This window comes from Kurthia sibirica, from assembly GCF_003143975.1.
In the GTDB taxonomy this organism is placed as follows: Bacteria; Bacillota; Bacilli; order Bacillales_A; family Planococcaceae; genus Kurthia; species Kurthia sibirica.
Genome location: NZ_QFVR01000002.1, coordinates 148,568 through 164,140, shown reverse-complemented (window position 1 = coordinate 164,140; position 15,573 = coordinate 148,568). Strand labels below are relative to the sequence as shown.

General features: G+C 33.7%; 16 protein-coding genes and 1 other RNA gene. 10 read left to right on the top strand and 7 right to left on the bottom strand.

Annotated elements, in window-relative coordinates; translation table 11 throughout:
• Positions 1–98 precede the first annotated feature (98 nt).
• The 3 genes from DEX24_RS02450 (at position 99) to DEX24_RS02440 (ending at position 3,380) form a co-directional block, all read left to right on the top strand.
• Positions 99–473, top strand: coding sequence for a hypothetical protein (locus DEX24_RS02450; RefSeq protein ID WP_109304813.1), 375 nt, complete (start codon positions 99–101; stop codon positions 471–473).
• 175 nt (positions 474–648) lie between these two features.
• Positions 649–2,175, top strand: a complete 1,527-nt coding sequence (locus tag DEX24_RS02445) for an AbgT family transporter (protein ID WP_109304881.1) — start codon at positions 649–651, stop codon at positions 2,173–2,175.
• A gap of 14 nt (positions 2,176–2,189) precedes the next feature.
• Complete coding sequence (locus DEX24_RS02440; RefSeq protein WP_109304812.1) at positions 2,190–3,380, top strand: amidohydrolase; 1,191 nt, start codon at positions 2,190–2,192, stop codon at positions 3,378–3,380.
• A gap of 47 nt (positions 3,381–3,427) precedes the next feature.
• Here DEX24_RS02440 and DEX24_RS02435 read toward each other — a convergent pair whose 3' ends face one another.
• Positions 3,428–5,158, bottom strand: coding sequence for a helix-turn-helix domain-containing protein (locus tag DEX24_RS02435; RefSeq protein WP_109304811.1), 1,731 nt, complete (start codon positions 5,156–5,158; stop codon positions 3,428–3,430).
• A gap of 153 nt (positions 5,159–5,311) precedes the next feature.
• Positions 5,312–5,482 (bottom strand): hypothetical protein, encoded by a 171-nt coding sequence (locus DEX24_RS17090; RefSeq protein WP_170112811.1) that lies wholly within the window; start codon positions 5,480–5,482, stop codon positions 5,312–5,314.
• Between the two features lie 188 nt (positions 5,483–5,670).
• Here DEX24_RS17090 and DEX24_RS02430 point away from each other — a divergent pair, with 188 nt between their 5' ends.
• The 6 genes from DEX24_RS02430 to DEX24_RS02405 all read left to right on the top strand — a co-directional run bounded on the left by DEX24_RS02430 (position 5,671) and on the right by DEX24_RS02405 (position 11,541).
• A complete protein-coding gene (locus DEX24_RS02430) occupies positions 5,671–6,228 on the top strand; it encodes a cupin domain-containing protein (protein ID WP_109304810.1) in 558 nt (185 codons plus the stop codon).
• 208 nt (positions 6,229–6,436) lie between these two features.
• Positions 6,437–7,396 carry a DNA/RNA non-specific endonuclease gene (locus tag DEX24_RS02425; RefSeq protein WP_186819585.1) on the top strand — a complete coding sequence of 320 codons (960 nt, stop codon included), beginning with the start codon at positions 6,437–6,439 and terminating at the stop codon, positions 7,394–7,396.
• 175 nt (positions 7,397–7,571) lie between these two features.
• A complete protein-coding gene (locus DEX24_RS02420) occupies positions 7,572–8,540 on the top strand; it encodes a DUF4822 domain-containing protein (protein WP_109304809.1) in 969 nt (322 codons plus the stop codon).
• A 39-nt stretch (positions 8,541–8,579) separates the two neighbouring features.
• Positions 8,580–10,031 (top strand): sensor histidine kinase, encoded by a 1,452-nt coding sequence (locus DEX24_RS02415; protein WP_109304808.1) that lies wholly within the window; start codon positions 8,580–8,582, stop codon positions 10,029–10,031.
• Between the two features lie 19 nt (positions 10,032–10,050).
• Positions 10,051–10,740, top strand: a complete 690-nt coding sequence (locus DEX24_RS02410) for a response regulator transcription factor (RefSeq protein WP_109304807.1) — start codon at positions 10,051–10,053, stop codon at positions 10,738–10,740.
• Between the two features lie 27 nt (positions 10,741–10,767).
• Positions 10,768–11,541 (top strand): ankyrin repeat domain-containing protein, encoded by a 774-nt coding sequence (locus DEX24_RS02405; protein WP_109304806.1) that lies wholly within the window; start codon positions 10,768–10,770, stop codon positions 11,539–11,541.
• A gap of 333 nt (positions 11,542–11,874) precedes the next feature.
• Here DEX24_RS02405 and ssrS read toward each other — a convergent pair.
• Positions 11,875–12,065: non-coding RNA, 6S RNA (gene ssrS, locus DEX24_RS02400), on the bottom strand.
• An 82-nt stretch (positions 12,066–12,147) separates the two neighbouring features.
• Entirely contained in the window at positions 12,148–12,777 is a 630-nt protein-coding gene (locus tag DEX24_RS02395; protein ID WP_109304805.1) for an HD domain-containing protein, read from the bottom strand.
• 229 nt (positions 12,778–13,006) lie between these two features.
• Here DEX24_RS02395 and DEX24_RS02390 point away from each other — a divergent pair, with 229 nt between their 5' ends.
• Positions 13,007–13,444: a hypothetical protein gene (locus DEX24_RS02390; RefSeq protein WP_109304804.1), complete on the top strand. Its 438-nt coding sequence runs from the start codon at positions 13,007–13,009 to the stop codon at positions 13,442–13,444.
• A gap of 57 nt (positions 13,445–13,501) precedes the next feature.
• On the opposite strand, the gene DEX24_RS02385 is transcribed toward DEX24_RS02390, so the two are convergent.
• The 3 genes from DEX24_RS02385 to DEX24_RS02375 all read right to left on the bottom strand — a co-directional run bounded on the left by DEX24_RS02385 (position 13,502) and on the right by DEX24_RS02375 (position 15,569).
• The gene (locus DEX24_RS02385) at positions 13,502–13,957 is read right to left on the bottom strand and encodes a hypothetical protein (protein ID WP_109304803.1); all 456 of its coding nucleotides are present in this window, start codon (positions 13,955–13,957) and stop codon (positions 13,502–13,504) included.
• Positions 13,958–13,974: 17 nt separating this feature from the next.
• A complete protein-coding gene (locus DEX24_RS02380; RefSeq protein WP_170112810.1) occupies positions 13,975–14,610 on the bottom strand; it encodes an HAD family hydrolase in 636 nt (211 codons plus the stop codon).
• A gap of 149 nt (positions 14,611–14,759) precedes the next feature.
• The gene (locus DEX24_RS02375) at positions 14,760–15,569 is read right to left on the bottom strand and encodes a Cof-type HAD-IIB family hydrolase (protein WP_170112809.1); all 810 of its coding nucleotides are present in this window, start codon (positions 15,567–15,569) and stop codon (positions 14,760–14,762) included.
• Positions 15,570–15,573: the final 4 nt, after the last annotated feature.

Here is a 15,573-nt window from a genome sequence, read left to right as displayed (position 1 = left end):
CTGTAACAGAGATTAGTTAATCAAACTAATCTCTGTTTTTCTATGTAAAAAATTGTATAATCAGCATAATACATAATTTTAAAAAAGGAGATTTTTTTATGCGTTTTTATCATGTTAGTAACAATCCACATATTGCTGAATCGGTCATCTATCCGCGAATACCTTCACGTCGCCTTGTAACGGAAGATGATAAAAAAGCACGAATATGTGTATCGTCATCTATTATTGGTTGTTTAAGTGCATTATATCCACTTGAAAAAGGACAGCATATGTATATTTACGTATGTGATGCTGAAAAATTTATACAACCTACACTTGAACAAGTTGCAGATGTTGCATATACTGGGGAGATTTGGTTAACCGAGGCGACCAAAATTGAATATTATGAGGAAATTCGCATTTGTGAAAAACATATTATGGTAGTGGAAGAATTTGAAATTCCATTTTATGAGTATATTGTTATTGATAGATAAAATTCTTTTTTTAGAAAAAATATAATGTTTACATTCATTTTTACTATGTAAAGATTAAAAATTAGAATTTTATCTAAAGATCCCACGTCATAATTAGAATTTTCTCTATAGGTTATTGGATTTTTCTCCTATATAATTTAAAGAAAATTCAGACAAAGGGGTTGCTGCAATGAGTATGAATCAGCTAGAAATACCGGGCAAGAAAAAATTAACAGATCGATTTTTAGATTTTATCGAAAAAGCAGGAAATAAATTACCAGATCCAATTACATTATTCGTTCTTATGGCTGCGTTGATTTTACTACTATCATGGTTAATGTCTTTAATTGGTATTTCAGCGGTTAGACCAGGGACTGCTGAAAAAATTGAAGTAGTTAATTTACTTAACCAAGATGGTATTATTCGCATATTAACAGAAATGTTAACGAACTTTACATCATTTCCACCGCTTGGCATGGTAGTCGTGTCTATGTTAGGCATTGGTCTAGCAGAGCAAACCGGTTTAATATCGGCATTGATGAAAAAAACAGTGATGAGTGCACCACAAAAATTAGTTATACCCGTTATCATTTTGACAGGCTTAGTAGGAAATGTAGCAGCAGATGCTGCATTTATCGTTTTACCTCCAATTGCCGCACTTATTTTTATGAGTTTAGGTAGAAATCCACTCGTTGGATTGATTGTTACATATGCAGCGATTGCTGGTGGTTTCAGCGCCAATCTATTAATCAGCTCATTGGATGTTTTATTATTAGGAATTACAGATTCAGCGGCGGTAATTGTCGATCCATCATATACAGGACGAGCGACGATGAACTATTATTTCCTAATCGTATCAACATTTATGTTGATGATTTTAGGTACATGGGTTGCTAAAAAATTCACGGAACCACGTTTTGGCTCATATACAGGTAAGTTAGAAAAATTAGAAACAATTACGGAGAGTGAGAAAAAAGGATTAAAATGGGCTGGTGTCGTGACAACCATTTATATTATTTTATTATTAATAGCGGTTGTACCAGAAAATGGTTTGCTACGAGATCCTGAAACAGGTGGTTTCTTATCTTCACCATTTATGTCAGGGATTGTACCGATAATGTTATTTTTCTTCCTATTACCAGCTTTAGCATATGGTATTACGACTAAGGGCTTAAAAAGTGATAAAGATGTTGCCGAAAAACTGTTCAAATCTATTGCAGACATGGCACCATTTATTGTTTTAGCATTTGTGGCAGCGCAGATGATTGCGTACTTCAATTGGAGTAATATCGGCTCAATAATGGCGATCAAAGGGGCAGAGTTGTTACAGGCATTAAATTTCACGGGATTACCGATGGTTATTGGTTTTATCATTATATGTGCGATGGTCAATTTATTAATTGCCAGCGCATCAGCAAAATGGGCGTTGTTAGCGCCAATATTTGTGCCAATGTTCATGTATTTGAACTATTCACCAGCACTAACGCAAGCAGCATATCGCGTAGGTGATTCAATTACAAATCCAATTACACCAATGCTTGCATACTTCGCTATTTTACTGGCTTTTGCGAGACGTTATGACAAAAATATTGGAATCGGGACACTTATTTCAGCATTACTACCATATTCCATCGTTTTTGCAGTCGGATGGATTGTACTATTTGGTATTTGGTTCTTATTTGGTCTACCACTGGGTCCAGGAGATTCTATCTATCTTAAATAAAGGGGGAAGAAAATATGGAATTATACACATTACTACAGCAACATTTTGATGAAATGGTCGATTTAAGAAGGTATTTACACGAAAATCCTGAATTATCTCACGAGGAAGTAGAAACACCAAAGTTCATCACAGAATACCATGAAGCATTAGGGCATGAAGTAAGAAAGAATGTTGGTGGTAGAGGTGTTGTTGCAACACTAAAAGGTGGAAAACCAGGTAAAACTGTTGCATTACGTGCAGATTTTGATGCGTTAGCAATTAGTGAGCAAACAAATTTGTCATTTGCATCAAAAATACCGGGGCGTATGCACGCCTGTGGGCATGATGGTCATACGGCGACATTGCTTGTTTTAGCAAAAGTATTCAATCAGTTACAAGCAGATATTGAAGGAACAATTATTTTCATCCATCAACATGCAGAAGAAATTGCTCCAGGTGGGGCGATCGCCATGATAGAAGATGGTTGTTTAGATGGCGTTGACGCTATTTACGGCACACATCTCTGGGCGCCAGAACCGCTTGGGAATCTATTGGTGACGGGTGGTCCTATTATGGCAGCCGCCGATGGTTTTTACATTCGTATTAATGGCAAGGGTGGACATGGCTCGGAACCACAGTTGACGAAAGATTCGATTTTGATTGGGGCACAATTTGTTACGAATTTACAGCAAATTGTATCACGTCGGATTAATCCTTTGAGACCAGCTGTAGTTTCCATTGCACATTTTGAAGCGCTGAATCCATTTAATGTGATTGCAGACTCTGTTTATATTAAAGGCACATCAAGAATGTTTGATGCACAAACACGTGATTTAATCGAAGCAGATATTGAAGCTGTTTTACGCGCAGCTTGTGATTTCTATGGAGCGACATACACATACGACTATATTCGTGGTTATCCACCAGTGGTCAATCATCAACAACATGCCGATGCTATTTATAAACTTGCACAAGATGTGCCGGGTATTACCAATGCAATCATTTGTGAACCAACTATGGGGGGAGAGGATTTTGCATACTATTTAGAAAAAGTACCAGGTGCATTTTTCTTCACAGGTGCAAAAAATCCACAGTGGACAGAAGTTTATCCACATCATCATCCCAAATTTGATATAGATGAGCGAGCGATGTTAACAGCTGCCAATACATTAGGTGCTGCAGCGTTACAATTTCTATCTGTGAAAGAAACGGTTCACACAAAGTAAAAAAGTATGGGAGCCCTCTTCTCTTTGAAGAAGGCTCTCATACTTTTTTACTGTATTACATGTAGCTGTTTTTTCTTATGGTATACATATTTTTCTAAAAATAATGCACTGTATAAATTAATATTATTTTGAAAATCGGCCAAATCAATTTGTAGAAGGGTCTCAATTTGAGTGAGACGATAATAAATTGAATTAATATGTAAATGTAAATATTGAGCTGTTAATGCAGCATTTTTTTTATGCTCAAAATAAGTTAATAAAGTATCGAGAAGTTCACGGCTATTTTTTTCTTTCATTAATAAAGCTAACTCATCTTCTACAAAAATTATTTTTTCATCATCAGATAGCTGTAATAAGTATCGAAAAACACCTAAATCTTTAAAGGAAGTGTATGAAATTTTATTGTCTATTTTATTTATAAATAAAATAAATTCAATATCCATATAAGAAAGATACAAATTATCAAATGATTTTACCGAACGACCGGTAAAAAATCGACACTCAGGTAAAAAATTATTAATGACATTTTGTACGGTACTATTTTGTTTGGTTGTGCTGCCTATAATACAGTAAATTCTATTTTTAGTCGGGATTAAAATAATTTTAGTATGTGACAATGTGTCATTCAATCTTTTTTCAAAATTCAACAGTGAAGTAAAATCACTGGAAATTAAAAAATGATGTTCAATTGTCATGATGGATAAAAAACGATCCGTTTCAAAATAATAAGTACAAAGAGTTCGAAGTTCAATCGATTGATTATAATCTGTTAGTAGTGCTAGCAAAGACTGTCTCTTTTGTAGTTCACGCTCGAAGGAATTTCGCTGCTTCATCTGTGCCATAGCAATAATGGATGCAGCATGGGTAATCGTTAATTGTGTCATAAGAGGTAGATGTGGTTTATTGGTTTTAATAACTAAAAACCCGCTGATATATACAGAAGATGACACTCTGAAAATATGTAAATAGCAATTTTGACCATCATAAATAGATATATATTGTTGGTTTTTCCAATTTTCATGGAAATTTGCATCTATTAATGAAGAAATAAAATTGAGTGCCCTATCAAAATTTCTAGAAGAAAACTCCAAGTTCCCAACAGCATTTAATAAAAAATAGGGGTCATTTGTAAGGGTATCTAAATAAAGAATGAGTTGTTCAATCGAATGACCTTCTAATATATGTTGGTTTAATTTTTGATGGATGGTAATACTATTTTCTAAATCACGTGTGCGTTGTTGGCTTTTTTGAATATCACAAGATAAACGAATAGCAATCGCCACTTGAAAAGCAATCGCTTGGAGGAAGTTAAAATCATCCATAGAAAAATCGCCGTCATTTAAAAAGTTATCCACAGTAAAAACACCAAAACGTTCTTCATTGTACTCAATTGGTACAGAAATACAGTTTTTTGGTTCACCATAATGGACGAACGAATCTAAATAATATTTTTTATTTGGTTTACGCATATTGCCCATTAAGTAATCAATTTCAGCTGCGCTATTTAACATAACACCTTGACCACTAGTATAAACTTTACCGCTTATACCTTCATTCTGCTTTAAACGTGTATTCATATAATGTTGTTGTTGAAAATTAACAGCAGCATCAATAGTTAAGCACTGTAAGTCATCTTTCCACAATAAGAAAAATCCAGCATCTGCTTGTGGAATACTGTCGACGATGATTTCGATTATTTTATGTACATTTAATTCAATCGATTGATTAGTATCCAGCATTTTTGAAATTTGATTAAAGGCAGTCCACTGTTGATTCAATAAGGTTTCCTCCTTGTTGTAAAAGGTTGTAATTGATTGTAACAGACTTTGAGATTTTAATCGTATCAAATCGTTTTTTACTTAACGATAGGTAAAAAAATACGGAAAAACACTCTTTTTATTATAAAGATATGAGTAATTAAAAAAGTGTTTTTACTGATCTAATAAATAGCCATAGTTGAACCATAGTGGTTTGAGTAAGTAAAAATATAGTGGTACTGCAATTAATAGTAATATAAAAAGTTTAAAGATGATTTTGAAAAATACTTTAAATAGTAAAATAAATAGTAATATGGCAATACCTACTGCAATAAAACTAGCCATAATGTAAACCCCCTTAACTCTATTTATTAGGACTATTTTAAATAGTAAAAGTTGCTTTATAACAGCAATTTTTACTGTGAAATCTAAAAAGTAACGTAATATAGCTTTAAAGATAGCAAATTAAGCGTAAAAATTATCTATACGAATCGTAAATACTACTCTAGAATAGTATGTAGAGGTGAGTAGAAATGCTAAAACGTAGCGTTCAACATAAATATACAAAAGAACAAATTACTTTTGTAGAAACAGCAAAAGATACAAATGGAGCGTACTTATTAATCGAAGTATCGCTACCACCAAACGGTGATGGACCCCCTTTGCATGTTCATGATGAATTCGTGGAAGAATTCATGGTATTATCTGGTGTTTTAACCGTAACAGTCGGAAAAATAGAGCATCAACTAACCGCTGGTCAGTCGATCACGGCACCAATCGGAACGGATCATACATTTACGAATAATTCGTCTGACCAAGTAGTATTTAATGTTACATTAACACCCCCTTCACAATTTGAGGAGTCCGTACGCATTCATTACGGTTTAATGGATGATAATTTAACAAAAAATGATGGCACACCTAAAAATATATTCCATTTAATCGCCATTTTAAAATTGCAAAATACGTATATTGCAGGTAAATCTATTAGCTCACAACGTCGTCTGTTTTCCATTATCATTGGACTTGGGAAATTATTTGGTCAGTATAAAAAATTAGAAAAATATACGGAAGAAAAAATTAATATTTAAAATGATAAAAAATTAAAATTAGTTAATTCTTTTAATATACAATCAATATGCCCGTTTGAATGCTCGATAAACACAGCGATTAGTTCTTTTAGTAGAAGAAAAATTATTTGTCATAAACTACTTTGTTTTCGTATTCCGAATGTACTTTAAAATTACATGTTAAACTAGATACTTATATGAAGAATATTAAATAGAGGAGTATTACGCGATGATGAAGAAATGGAATTACGTGATTGTGCTATTAGCTCTTTTAGTAGTAACGGGTTGTACAAATAATGAAGTAACATCAATTGAAGATGAAACAATCTCATTACAAGAAACAAAATCAGAGAAGGCGAAGGTAGAAGAAGACTCTGGCATAGAAAAAGAACTAGAAGCACAACCACAAAAAAAAATAGTGGATAAATCAACAACAGAGAAAAAAGATATATTTGCTGGGTACAAATTAATTCAAGTAGCTGGTGGTAATTTATCGGGACACCGTGAAGCGAATGTCGTCGTTAATATTGGTTTTGGTAAGCGTCAATATTGGGCATTCACGAATGAATATGGTCAATTAGTACGCGTAATTGCAGATAAAATCATCCTGCAAAATGATAAACGCGAACCGGTTACATCTACGGGAAGATATTATTCTGATGAAGCAAAAGTTCCTGGCGTAGAGCGCTCAGATTTAGATGAAGGGCATATTATTGCAGATTCACTTGGTGGAGTGTCCAATGCCTACAATATTACACCACAAGATAGTACACTTAACCGACATGGTGATCAGGCTTATATGGAAAGAGTAATACGAGATGCAGGTACAGCTACTGATTTTGAAGCGATTATTACCTATCCAAATAAAAAAACACAAATTCCATCAACATATAAATATACGTATACGATCAGAGGTAATAAAGTAGTCGATACTTTCAGGAATGGTAACCCAGATCAGGCAAATGCTGAAATGGGGTTAACTACACAAAAACCTTCAGGGAGTACATCAACTTCAAAATCCTCAAATAAAAACACGAAAAATGATATCGCTAGTGTGGATATAAATGGGAATGGTATGGTGACAATCGCAGAAGCAAAAGCTGCTGGCTATGCAATGCCGATTACAAAAGACCATTGGTTATACCCATATATGCGAGATAACGATCATGATGGTTTAGTGGGCGAATGACGAATTGATTTTTAGATAAATAGAGCACCTTTCATTGAAACAGGGTATTGTACATCATACATTTTCAATGAAAGGTGTTTTTTGAATTTATAATTTGTTTATATTTAAGATATAGGGTGTTTAGAATTATCCTTCATACTTAAAATTAAGCAAATCATAAAGGAGAGAAATCATAATGAAAAAAAGTATAAAATTCGCTTCACTAGCAATTTTCAGTTCAATTACATTACTAGCAGCTTGTGGGGAAACATCAAAAAATGAAACAATGAATTCAACAGAAAAAAGTCAACAGGTTGAAAATGAAAAGACTGAACAATTAACAAAAGGTCAAAAAATGGCGCATGTTTTAAATGATACAAATTGGCAAGGAACGCGCGTTTATGATAAAGATCAAAATGATTTAACGAAAGAGAATACAGATTTCATTGGTTTGGCAAAATATGATTCACAAACAGGTCAGTATGAGTTTTTCGATGCCAAAACAGGGAAAACACGTGGTGATGAAGGGACATTCTTTATTACAAATGATGGTACAAAACGCATCCTAATTTCAGCGACAAAAAAATACCAAGCAGTTGTTGAAATGACGGAACTAAATAAAGATGTGTTCACATATAAACGCATAGGTAAAGATGCAAAAGGGAAAGACATAGAGGTATTTGTTGAACATAAACCGTATACTGAAAAAGAACTTGAATTCACTAATACTAATGAAGCACTAACAACGACTACCGGTGATATTAATACGACTGAAAACGGTGATTTCATTCTTGGTAAAACATTATGGCAAGGTACAAAAGCTGTGGATGAAGAAGGTAAGGATGTAACAAAATTTAATGAAAATTTCTTAAGTATCGCGAAATTTGAAGAAGGTACAAATCAATATGAATTTTTCGACATAACTAGTGGAAAGAGTCGTGGTGATTTTGGTTACTTTGATGTACTAGATCACAATAAAGTACGTGCACATGTATCCATCGGTGATAATAAGTATGGTGCTGTATTAGAAATTACAGAATTAAATGATAAAAAATTCACATACAAACGTGTAGGTAAAGACGATCAAAATAAAGATATTACAATATTCGTCGAACATACACCTTATACCGGTGATTTTAAACCATCATTTACTTTTAATCATTAATCGTAGCAAAACTTAATGAAATGTGAGAAGGGAGAAAAAATGACAATCAAAAATAGATTTTTAATTTCATATTTTGGTGGTATCGTCATTGCAAGTCTCTCCATTCTCACGATTTTATGTATTACTTTTTATATTATAACGGGTTCAATTCCAACACCAAAAATCTTATATCAATCATTTACAAATCAACGTTCCCTTAGTCCGGAAGAAGAAATGGCCTATGTAGAATTACGTAATATTGCGAAGACGGAGCCAGATGAACTTCTGTCAACAGCGAGGTATAAAGAATTACAAAAATTGGATAATCAATCACTTGGTGTTGTAATTCGTCAAAATGATGAGATTGTCTATTACTCGGAGAATCTAGTAGAAAAATCATTAATTGCTCATTTTCCAAGTTTTAATACAAATAATATTGAGACGAAGGGGACAATTGATAATGATGGTGGATTTTACCGATATATGAAATTTGATTTTTATTATAGCGACAAATCAAAAGGTAGTATTCTTGTTTTGAAAAAAGAAAATAGTTTATTAGAATTTCTTACAAAATGGGGCTTCCTCATCATCTTATTAATTGTACTCATATCTATTGCAGCAATGTTATTGTCTACACAACTTTTGCGAAAAACGATTATTAAACCCTTAGAAAATTTAGGTCGGGTTATGTCTAAAATGAGCGATGGTGATTTGGAAATTAAAACACCAACCATACCTACAAATACAGCAAAAGAAGTAACTGAACTCACACAAGATTTTCAGAGCATGCAACAAGCACTAATTGCATCAATTAAAGAGCAGAAGAATCTTGAAAATAATCGTAAAGAGTTGATTGCTAGCATTTCCCATGATTTAAAAACACCCATGACATCAATCATAGGTTATGTGGAAGGATTATTAGATGGTGTTGCTGAATCACCAGAAAAAAGAGAAAAGTATTTAAAAACGATTCATTCTCGTTCGCTTGCGCTGAATAAATTAATAGAAGAGCTTTTTTTATATTCAAAATTAGATGCAGAAGCTGTTCCGTTTTATTTTGAACGATTACAAGTTGTAGATTTTCTATCTCATATAGTAGAGGAGTTTAAATTGTACACAAAAAATGTTCAATTTATAATACAGGCGCATCAAGATGTTTATGTGAATATTGATCGTCTGCAAATGAATCGTGCAATTTCAAATTTAATTGAAAATAGTATGAAATTTAAAAAGAAAAATGAAGCTTTAGTGATAATGATAAAAGTTGAGGTTATAGACCAAAAAGTGCAAATCACAATTCAAGATAACGGTGAGGGGATTTCAGCATTACAGCTACCCTATGTTTTTGATCATTTTTATCGTGGTGAAGAAGCACGTACTTCGACAACTGGTGGCAGTGGTTTAGGTTTAGCTATAGTGAAGCAAATTATTGAAAAACATCATGGTCAAGTGATGATTCACAGTGAATTAAATGATGGTACAACAGTTGTAATTGTAGTGGATAAAGCATAGGGGATGTGACAGCGACAAGATGAACTCACGCATACTGATTATAGAAGATGATATTAGTATTGCCGAATTGCAAAGAGATTATTTGGAAATCAATCATATCGCAGCAGAAATTGTCATGGATGGAGTGGAGGGACTAAATCGTGCATTAAGTGAACCTTTTGATTTAATTGTTATTGATTTAATGTTGCCTTCAATGAATGGTTTTGAAATTTGCCGACGTATTCGGGAAAAGAAAAATATCCCGATGATGATTGTATCAGCTAAAAAAGAAGACTTTGATAAAATTAGAGCACTTGGCCTTGGTGCAGATGATTATATGACAAAGCCATTTAGCCCAAGTGAGCTTGTTGCGCGTATACAAGCTCATATCAAACGCTACAAACAGCTGACAGGTACAGAACAACAGGATCTAATAGAAATGAATGCTATTAGAGTGGATAAAGCGGCGCGTAAAGTGTTTGTATTAAATGAAGAAGTAATTTTTACAACGAAGGAATTTGATTTACTTGTATTTTTTATGGAACATCCAAATCGTGTCTGGACAAAGGAACAGCTTTTCCGTCAACTATGGTATATGGATGATTTAAATGGTGATGTTTTCACGGTCGTTGTACATGTGGGCCGTATTCGAGAAAAATTAAAAAAGGGTAAATTATCAGAGTTGCCAATAGAAACAATTTGGGGCAGCGGCTATCGTTATAATAGCTAAGGGTCACCCTGTGAAAGGATTGTTTATATGAAATATTTTATAGGAATTATGATTAGTTCCTTATTAGTCGTAGCAGGATGTTCGAATGATACTGATAAGGTAGAACAAAATGAAAAAATAGAGAAAACAGAAGCAGTTGAAAAAACAGGGTCTGTTGAGGTAAAGGAACCAGTAGAAAAGATTGAAACAAAGGAGAAATCGACGATGAAATCACAGCCGGGAGATCTTATAAAAGCAGTTGAAAATAATGATGTTACAAGCGTTCGAGAAGTTTTAGAAGATCAATCTTATTCAATTGATGAAACAAATAAAAAAGGAGAAACTCCATTGCTTATTGCTGTACATGGCAATCATCCGATTATGTCAAAATTATTAATTGATGCGGGAGCGGATATTAATAAGCAAGACACTATTTCTGATAGTCCCTATTTATTTGCTGGTGCTGAAGGAAGAGCAGAGATTTTACAATATATGATTGAAAATGCGAAACCCAATCAAAAAATAGTAAATCGTTACGGTGGTAACACCTTAATACCGGCAGCTGAAAAAGGACATTTAAACAATGTGAAAATTCTTTTAGCAGATGGTAGCGTAGATATAAATCATCAAAATAATTTTGGTTACACAGCATTAATCGAAGCGGTAGCCTTAAATGATGGTTCAAAAGTGTATCAACAAATCGTCCAAGAATTAGTAGATCATCATGCAGATAAGGCATTGCGTGATCAATCAGGTAAAACTGCTTTAGATTATGCGCAAGAAAAAGGCTTCACCAAAATAATAGCAATACTAGAGAAATAGCTTATTCATAATAATTATGATAATAGGCAAACAGTAGAATAACAAAATTCTTGTAAATTTGGGTGAATGAAAAGGCGTGTCATTTAAGTGTGCGAAGTCGGCCATTTTAATGTTAATTTACTTGTTGTCTGTTAGTTGATCTTAAAATCATATCCCTGAAATTTTCACACGCATCTCTTAATTGATGCGTGTTTTATTTTTTCTCAAATGAGTTAATTTCATCAATAATTCTTTCATAAAGAAGAAAATCTCTTCAACTTTTCGATAGAAACAAAAAAACATCTACCTAGTAGGTAGATGTTAAAAACGTTATTCACGTTGATTATAAAAAATAATAAAGCCGCGTATGCCGTAACTTCTTAATATTGAAAGTTTTAAACCACCACTTCTAAAAGTGGGTGTTCGCAGAGTAATTCATGTATGTCCTCTTAGCTTAGAGGCTTGCCAATCCTTGCTCAATCTAAAACTCCCTATTACAGCTTAAAGGTTAAAACTTAATATTATTACGAACAATGCAGCTTGTCTTATTACTATACGACACAAATGAATTGTATGCAAATAAAGTGATTTAAAAAATGTATAAAAAAAAAGCGAGTAGCATCTTTGCTACGCGTCCTTTATTACTTCTTTTGTTAATTCAGTTAAATCAATCGTTGTATTTTCATTCATAACATCTCGAAGCATTGTATTTTTGAAATAATCTACACTAGTAGGTAGAGGGATCTCTAAAATTTTCTTCAAGGCTATTTGATACATATTTACGAATTCAAAGTCAGTGTTACCGCGTTTTAATTCTGCAAATGATTCATAAAACTGATCTAGTTTATCACTTAATTCTAGTAGGCGACCTTCAATTGTGCTGTCTTTTCCTTCTTTCATTCGATTTTTGAATACCGCTTTAAACTCTTCTGGTATTTCCATATCAATGAAATTCTCAACCATTTTTTCTTCAACTGTTGCGATCATAGACTTCAGTTCGGGTGAAGCATGCTTGACTGGCGTCTTAATATCGCCGATAAATATTTCACCATAATCATGATTAATAGTTTTCTCATATAATATTTTCCAATCGATCCTTGCACCTTTCATCTCCTCTAGTGTTGCGAAAAACATCGCATACTGTGAGACTTTCCATGAGTGTGCAGCAACATTATGTTCTTCAAATTTGAAACGTCCTGGTGCACGATTTATTCTTTCTAAATCATTTAAACTAGTGAAAAATTTGTGTATACCCATATTAATCCTCTCCTAACTCTCTCTTTCTATTCTACTTATAATATACCCCATAATTGAATGGAAAAACGTTGATTTACGAAGGCTTAACAAAGACTTTAAAGGATTTTAACATAGCTTATTGTGAGAAGTCACGTGATATGAATTGTCATATATGATGATTATTACGATACCCAATTAGTCTCTTTCTTCGTTATAATAGTGACGAGAGCAGGGAAAAAGAGGGGTTTTGATGTTATATTCTACAATCATTTATATTCATGTAATTAGCGCCATTATATCAATTGGACCATTTTTTGTGCTGTTTCCTATTTTACGTAAAATGGAAAAAACATCAAATATGGATGCTTTTGGCGCGTATGTCAATGCGTTTCAAGCAGGTATTACAGTGGTGAAGCATGCGGGGCATGTTCTTGTTGTCTTTGGGGTGTTTGCTGTGTGGTTTGGACCGTGGCAATTTCAGACTTCATGGGTACTTACCACAATTGTGTTACTAGTTATTTCAGTCGTCTATTTAGCACGTGCCTTTAAGCCAACAATTCGCACATTTGGTACATCAAAATTTCAGCAGTCTAGCTTCGTAAAAAAATTACGTCTAGCCGTCTGGATTTATACTGTTTTATTGTTGATTATGTTATGGTTAATGGTTGTTAAACCGAATTTATGGTAAATAAAATAGCGGATAAAACACTTTTTTTTTCAGTGTTTTATCCGCTATTTTTAGTTACTAATTAGACGGGAAAAGTTCATAATATTGACCCTTTTGTTTGATGTAAAAACCCGTTAATTGTTTGGGTAGTTTTTTTCTTTGTGCTGCTGTTAGTTGCAGAATAATTTCACCATCACCATTCAAAAGTAATAAGTAATAATTATGTATTTGCAATGCTTCTCGAATTTCTAAATAGAGTAATTCTTCACGCTTGTACGGTGAATAATTAGTCGACTTGTTGAATTTGAAATTTTGTGTAGCATGAGCGATTTCATGGCGATATAAATAAAGTGAAAAGAGGGCGAGTCCCTTTTTTAGTGCCAATAGAGCTAGAAGTATGAAAATCAAAAAAAGAATGGAGAATTTTTTTGATAATGAAAAAAATAAAATACTACTCAATGCTATACATGAGTAGGCGCCGTATTGCGCAATTTTAATACGAAAATCAACTTTTGATACATGTGTAAATTGCATGGTGAACACTCCTGTTACTAGTGTGCTCGATGCGGAATATCAGAAAAATAGTTTACGCGAATAGTTCCTTGTGGAAAAGTTGAATGTTTGGTCACTTCATTTGGAACGATATAGCACAGTATTTTAGCTGATAATGCTGCAAGCGAGCCGTTAATTGAATCCTCTATGGCAAAACATTGTTCTGGTTGTAAGTTTAATGCTTGAAGAGTAGCTAAATAGATATCTGGATGTGGTTTAACATTTTCCACGTCATCAGCACAGCAAATTTCTTCAAAATAAGTATTTAAATGATGCTGTTTCAAAAATAAATCTATCCATTTCCGCTGACTTCCAGAAGCGATTGCTAAACGGTAGCCACTATCGCGTAAAGAAGTTAAAAGTTCAATGACTCCTTGACGTGGCATTAATTCACATAGCTTTTTGTCGACATTTTTTTCTGCAATAGGCGAAAGTTGCTGGCGTGTAATAGTCGCATCTACAAATGTCACTAAATAGTCGTAAAGTGCATCATCAACTGTACCGACACATGCTTCAAAAATACTTATTGGTATGGAAACATTGTACTTTTCTTTAATAATTTCTTGATAAACGTCAACCCAAAGTGTTTCGGTATCGACGATTGTCCCATCAAAATCAAAAATGACTGCTTTCAAATTAAACCCTCCAATTAATAATAATTAATCGTGAATGCTCTATATAGCTTACCATGTCATCGTACTCTTTAACATGAGAGTAATTGCCAAAAATCAGTTTTGAAAAATGAAATGACCTCAACAATCAAATTGATTGTCGAGGTCATTTTTTAGTTAGTTAGTTCACCATAAATTTCTTGGAGATGAATGAGTAAACCTTGTTCATCATTTGTATATTTTGTCACTTCAGTCGCTTGTGATTTCACCCAATCTGGCGCATTTTGCATCGCTACTGAACGACCTGCTTTTTTGAATAAGGGTAAATCATTACCGCCGTCGCCAAAAGCAATAATATCAAAAAACTCTAAGCCAACACGGTCCAGAATTTCGTTTGTACCTGTCGCTTTCGTTATTAATTTACCACTAATATCAATGAGGTCGGGTGCTGAAATGGCTGCATTAAAAGCCAAGATTTTTTCTAATTCCACTAATTCTGTCATCCACATGGCAATTTCATCTACTTCACTTTTGAAGAATAATATTTTTTCGACATTGTCAGTGACAATTTCTTCAGTCCATTTCGGTCTAAAATAACCATGAACGGTCAATTCATGCGCACGATCACGCAAAGGTGAAATTTTTGCTGTCGTCGAACCATCGTGATGATGGATTTCGTGATGAATATCACGAGCAAGTGAGGCTTCAATCAATTTTTCAACGGTATAAGGATGAATCGAATGGCGTGAAATTTCCTCACCCTCAAGCGTGACGCTCATGCCATTCGAATTGATGATGCCATCCCATTGGAAATGTGCGTCGAGCGATAGATTCATTTCTAGCATGGTACGTCCAGTTGCTACACAAACAAGTACACCTGATTGTCGCAGCTTTTGTAAATAATGCGCTAATGCTGGTTCCAATTCTTTTTTATTGTTTAAAGTTGTACCATCTAAATCTAAAACAACCATTTTCGGTAACATAAAA

What these genes read in the sequence shown, in the direction of transcription:
- DEX24_RS02450 (WP_109304813.1), top strand. Translation starts at nt 99, where the DNA reads ATGCGTTTTTATCATGTTAGTAACAATCCACATATTGCTGAATCGGTC.
- DEX24_RS02395 (WP_109304805.1), bottom strand. Translation starts at nt 12,777, where the DNA reads ATGGGTATACACAAATTTTTCACTAGTTTAAATGATTTAGAAAGAATA.
- DEX24_RS02390 (WP_109304804.1), top strand. Translation starts at nt 13,007, where the DNA reads ATGTTATATTCTACAATCATTTATATTCATGTAATTAGCGCCATTATA.
- DEX24_RS02445 (WP_109304881.1), top strand. Translation starts at nt 649, where the DNA reads ATGAATCAGCTAGAAATACCGGGCAAGAAAAAATTAACAGATCGATTT.
- DEX24_RS02410 (WP_109304807.1), top strand. Translation starts at nt 10,051, where the DNA reads ATGAACTCACGCATACTGATTATAGAAGATGATATTAGTATTGCCGAA.
- DEX24_RS02385 (WP_109304803.1), bottom strand. Translation starts at nt 13,957, where the DNA reads ATGCAATTTACACATGTATCAAAAGTTGATTTTCGTATTAAAATTGCG.
- DEX24_RS02420 (WP_109304809.1), top strand. Translation starts at nt 7,572, where the DNA reads ATGAAAAAAAGTATAAAATTCGCTTCACTAGCAATTTTCAGTTCAATT.
- DEX24_RS02405 (WP_109304806.1), top strand. Translation starts at nt 10,768, where the DNA reads ATGAAATATTTTATAGGAATTATGATTAGTTCCTTATTAGTCGTAGCA.
- DEX24_RS17090 (WP_170112811.1), bottom strand. Translation starts at nt 5,482, where the DNA reads ATGGCTAGTTTTATTGCAGTAGGTATTGCCATATTACTATTTATTTTA.
- DEX24_RS02415 (WP_109304808.1), top strand. Translation starts at nt 8,580, where the DNA reads ATGACAATCAAAAATAGATTTTTAATTTCATATTTTGGTGGTATCGTC.
- DEX24_RS02430 (WP_109304810.1), top strand. Translation starts at nt 5,671, where the DNA reads ATGCTAAAACGTAGCGTTCAACATAAATATACAAAAGAACAAATTACT.
- DEX24_RS02440 (WP_109304812.1), top strand. Translation starts at nt 2,190, where the DNA reads ATGGAATTATACACATTACTACAGCAACATTTTGATGAAATGGTCGAT.
- DEX24_RS02425 (WP_186819585.1), top strand. Translation starts at nt 6,437, where the DNA reads ATGATGAAGAAATGGAATTACGTGATTGTGCTATTAGCTCTTTTAGTA.
- DEX24_RS02375 (WP_170112809.1), bottom strand. Translation starts at nt 15,569, where the DNA reads ATGTTACCGAAAATGGTTGTTTTAGATTTAGATGGTACAACTTTAAAC.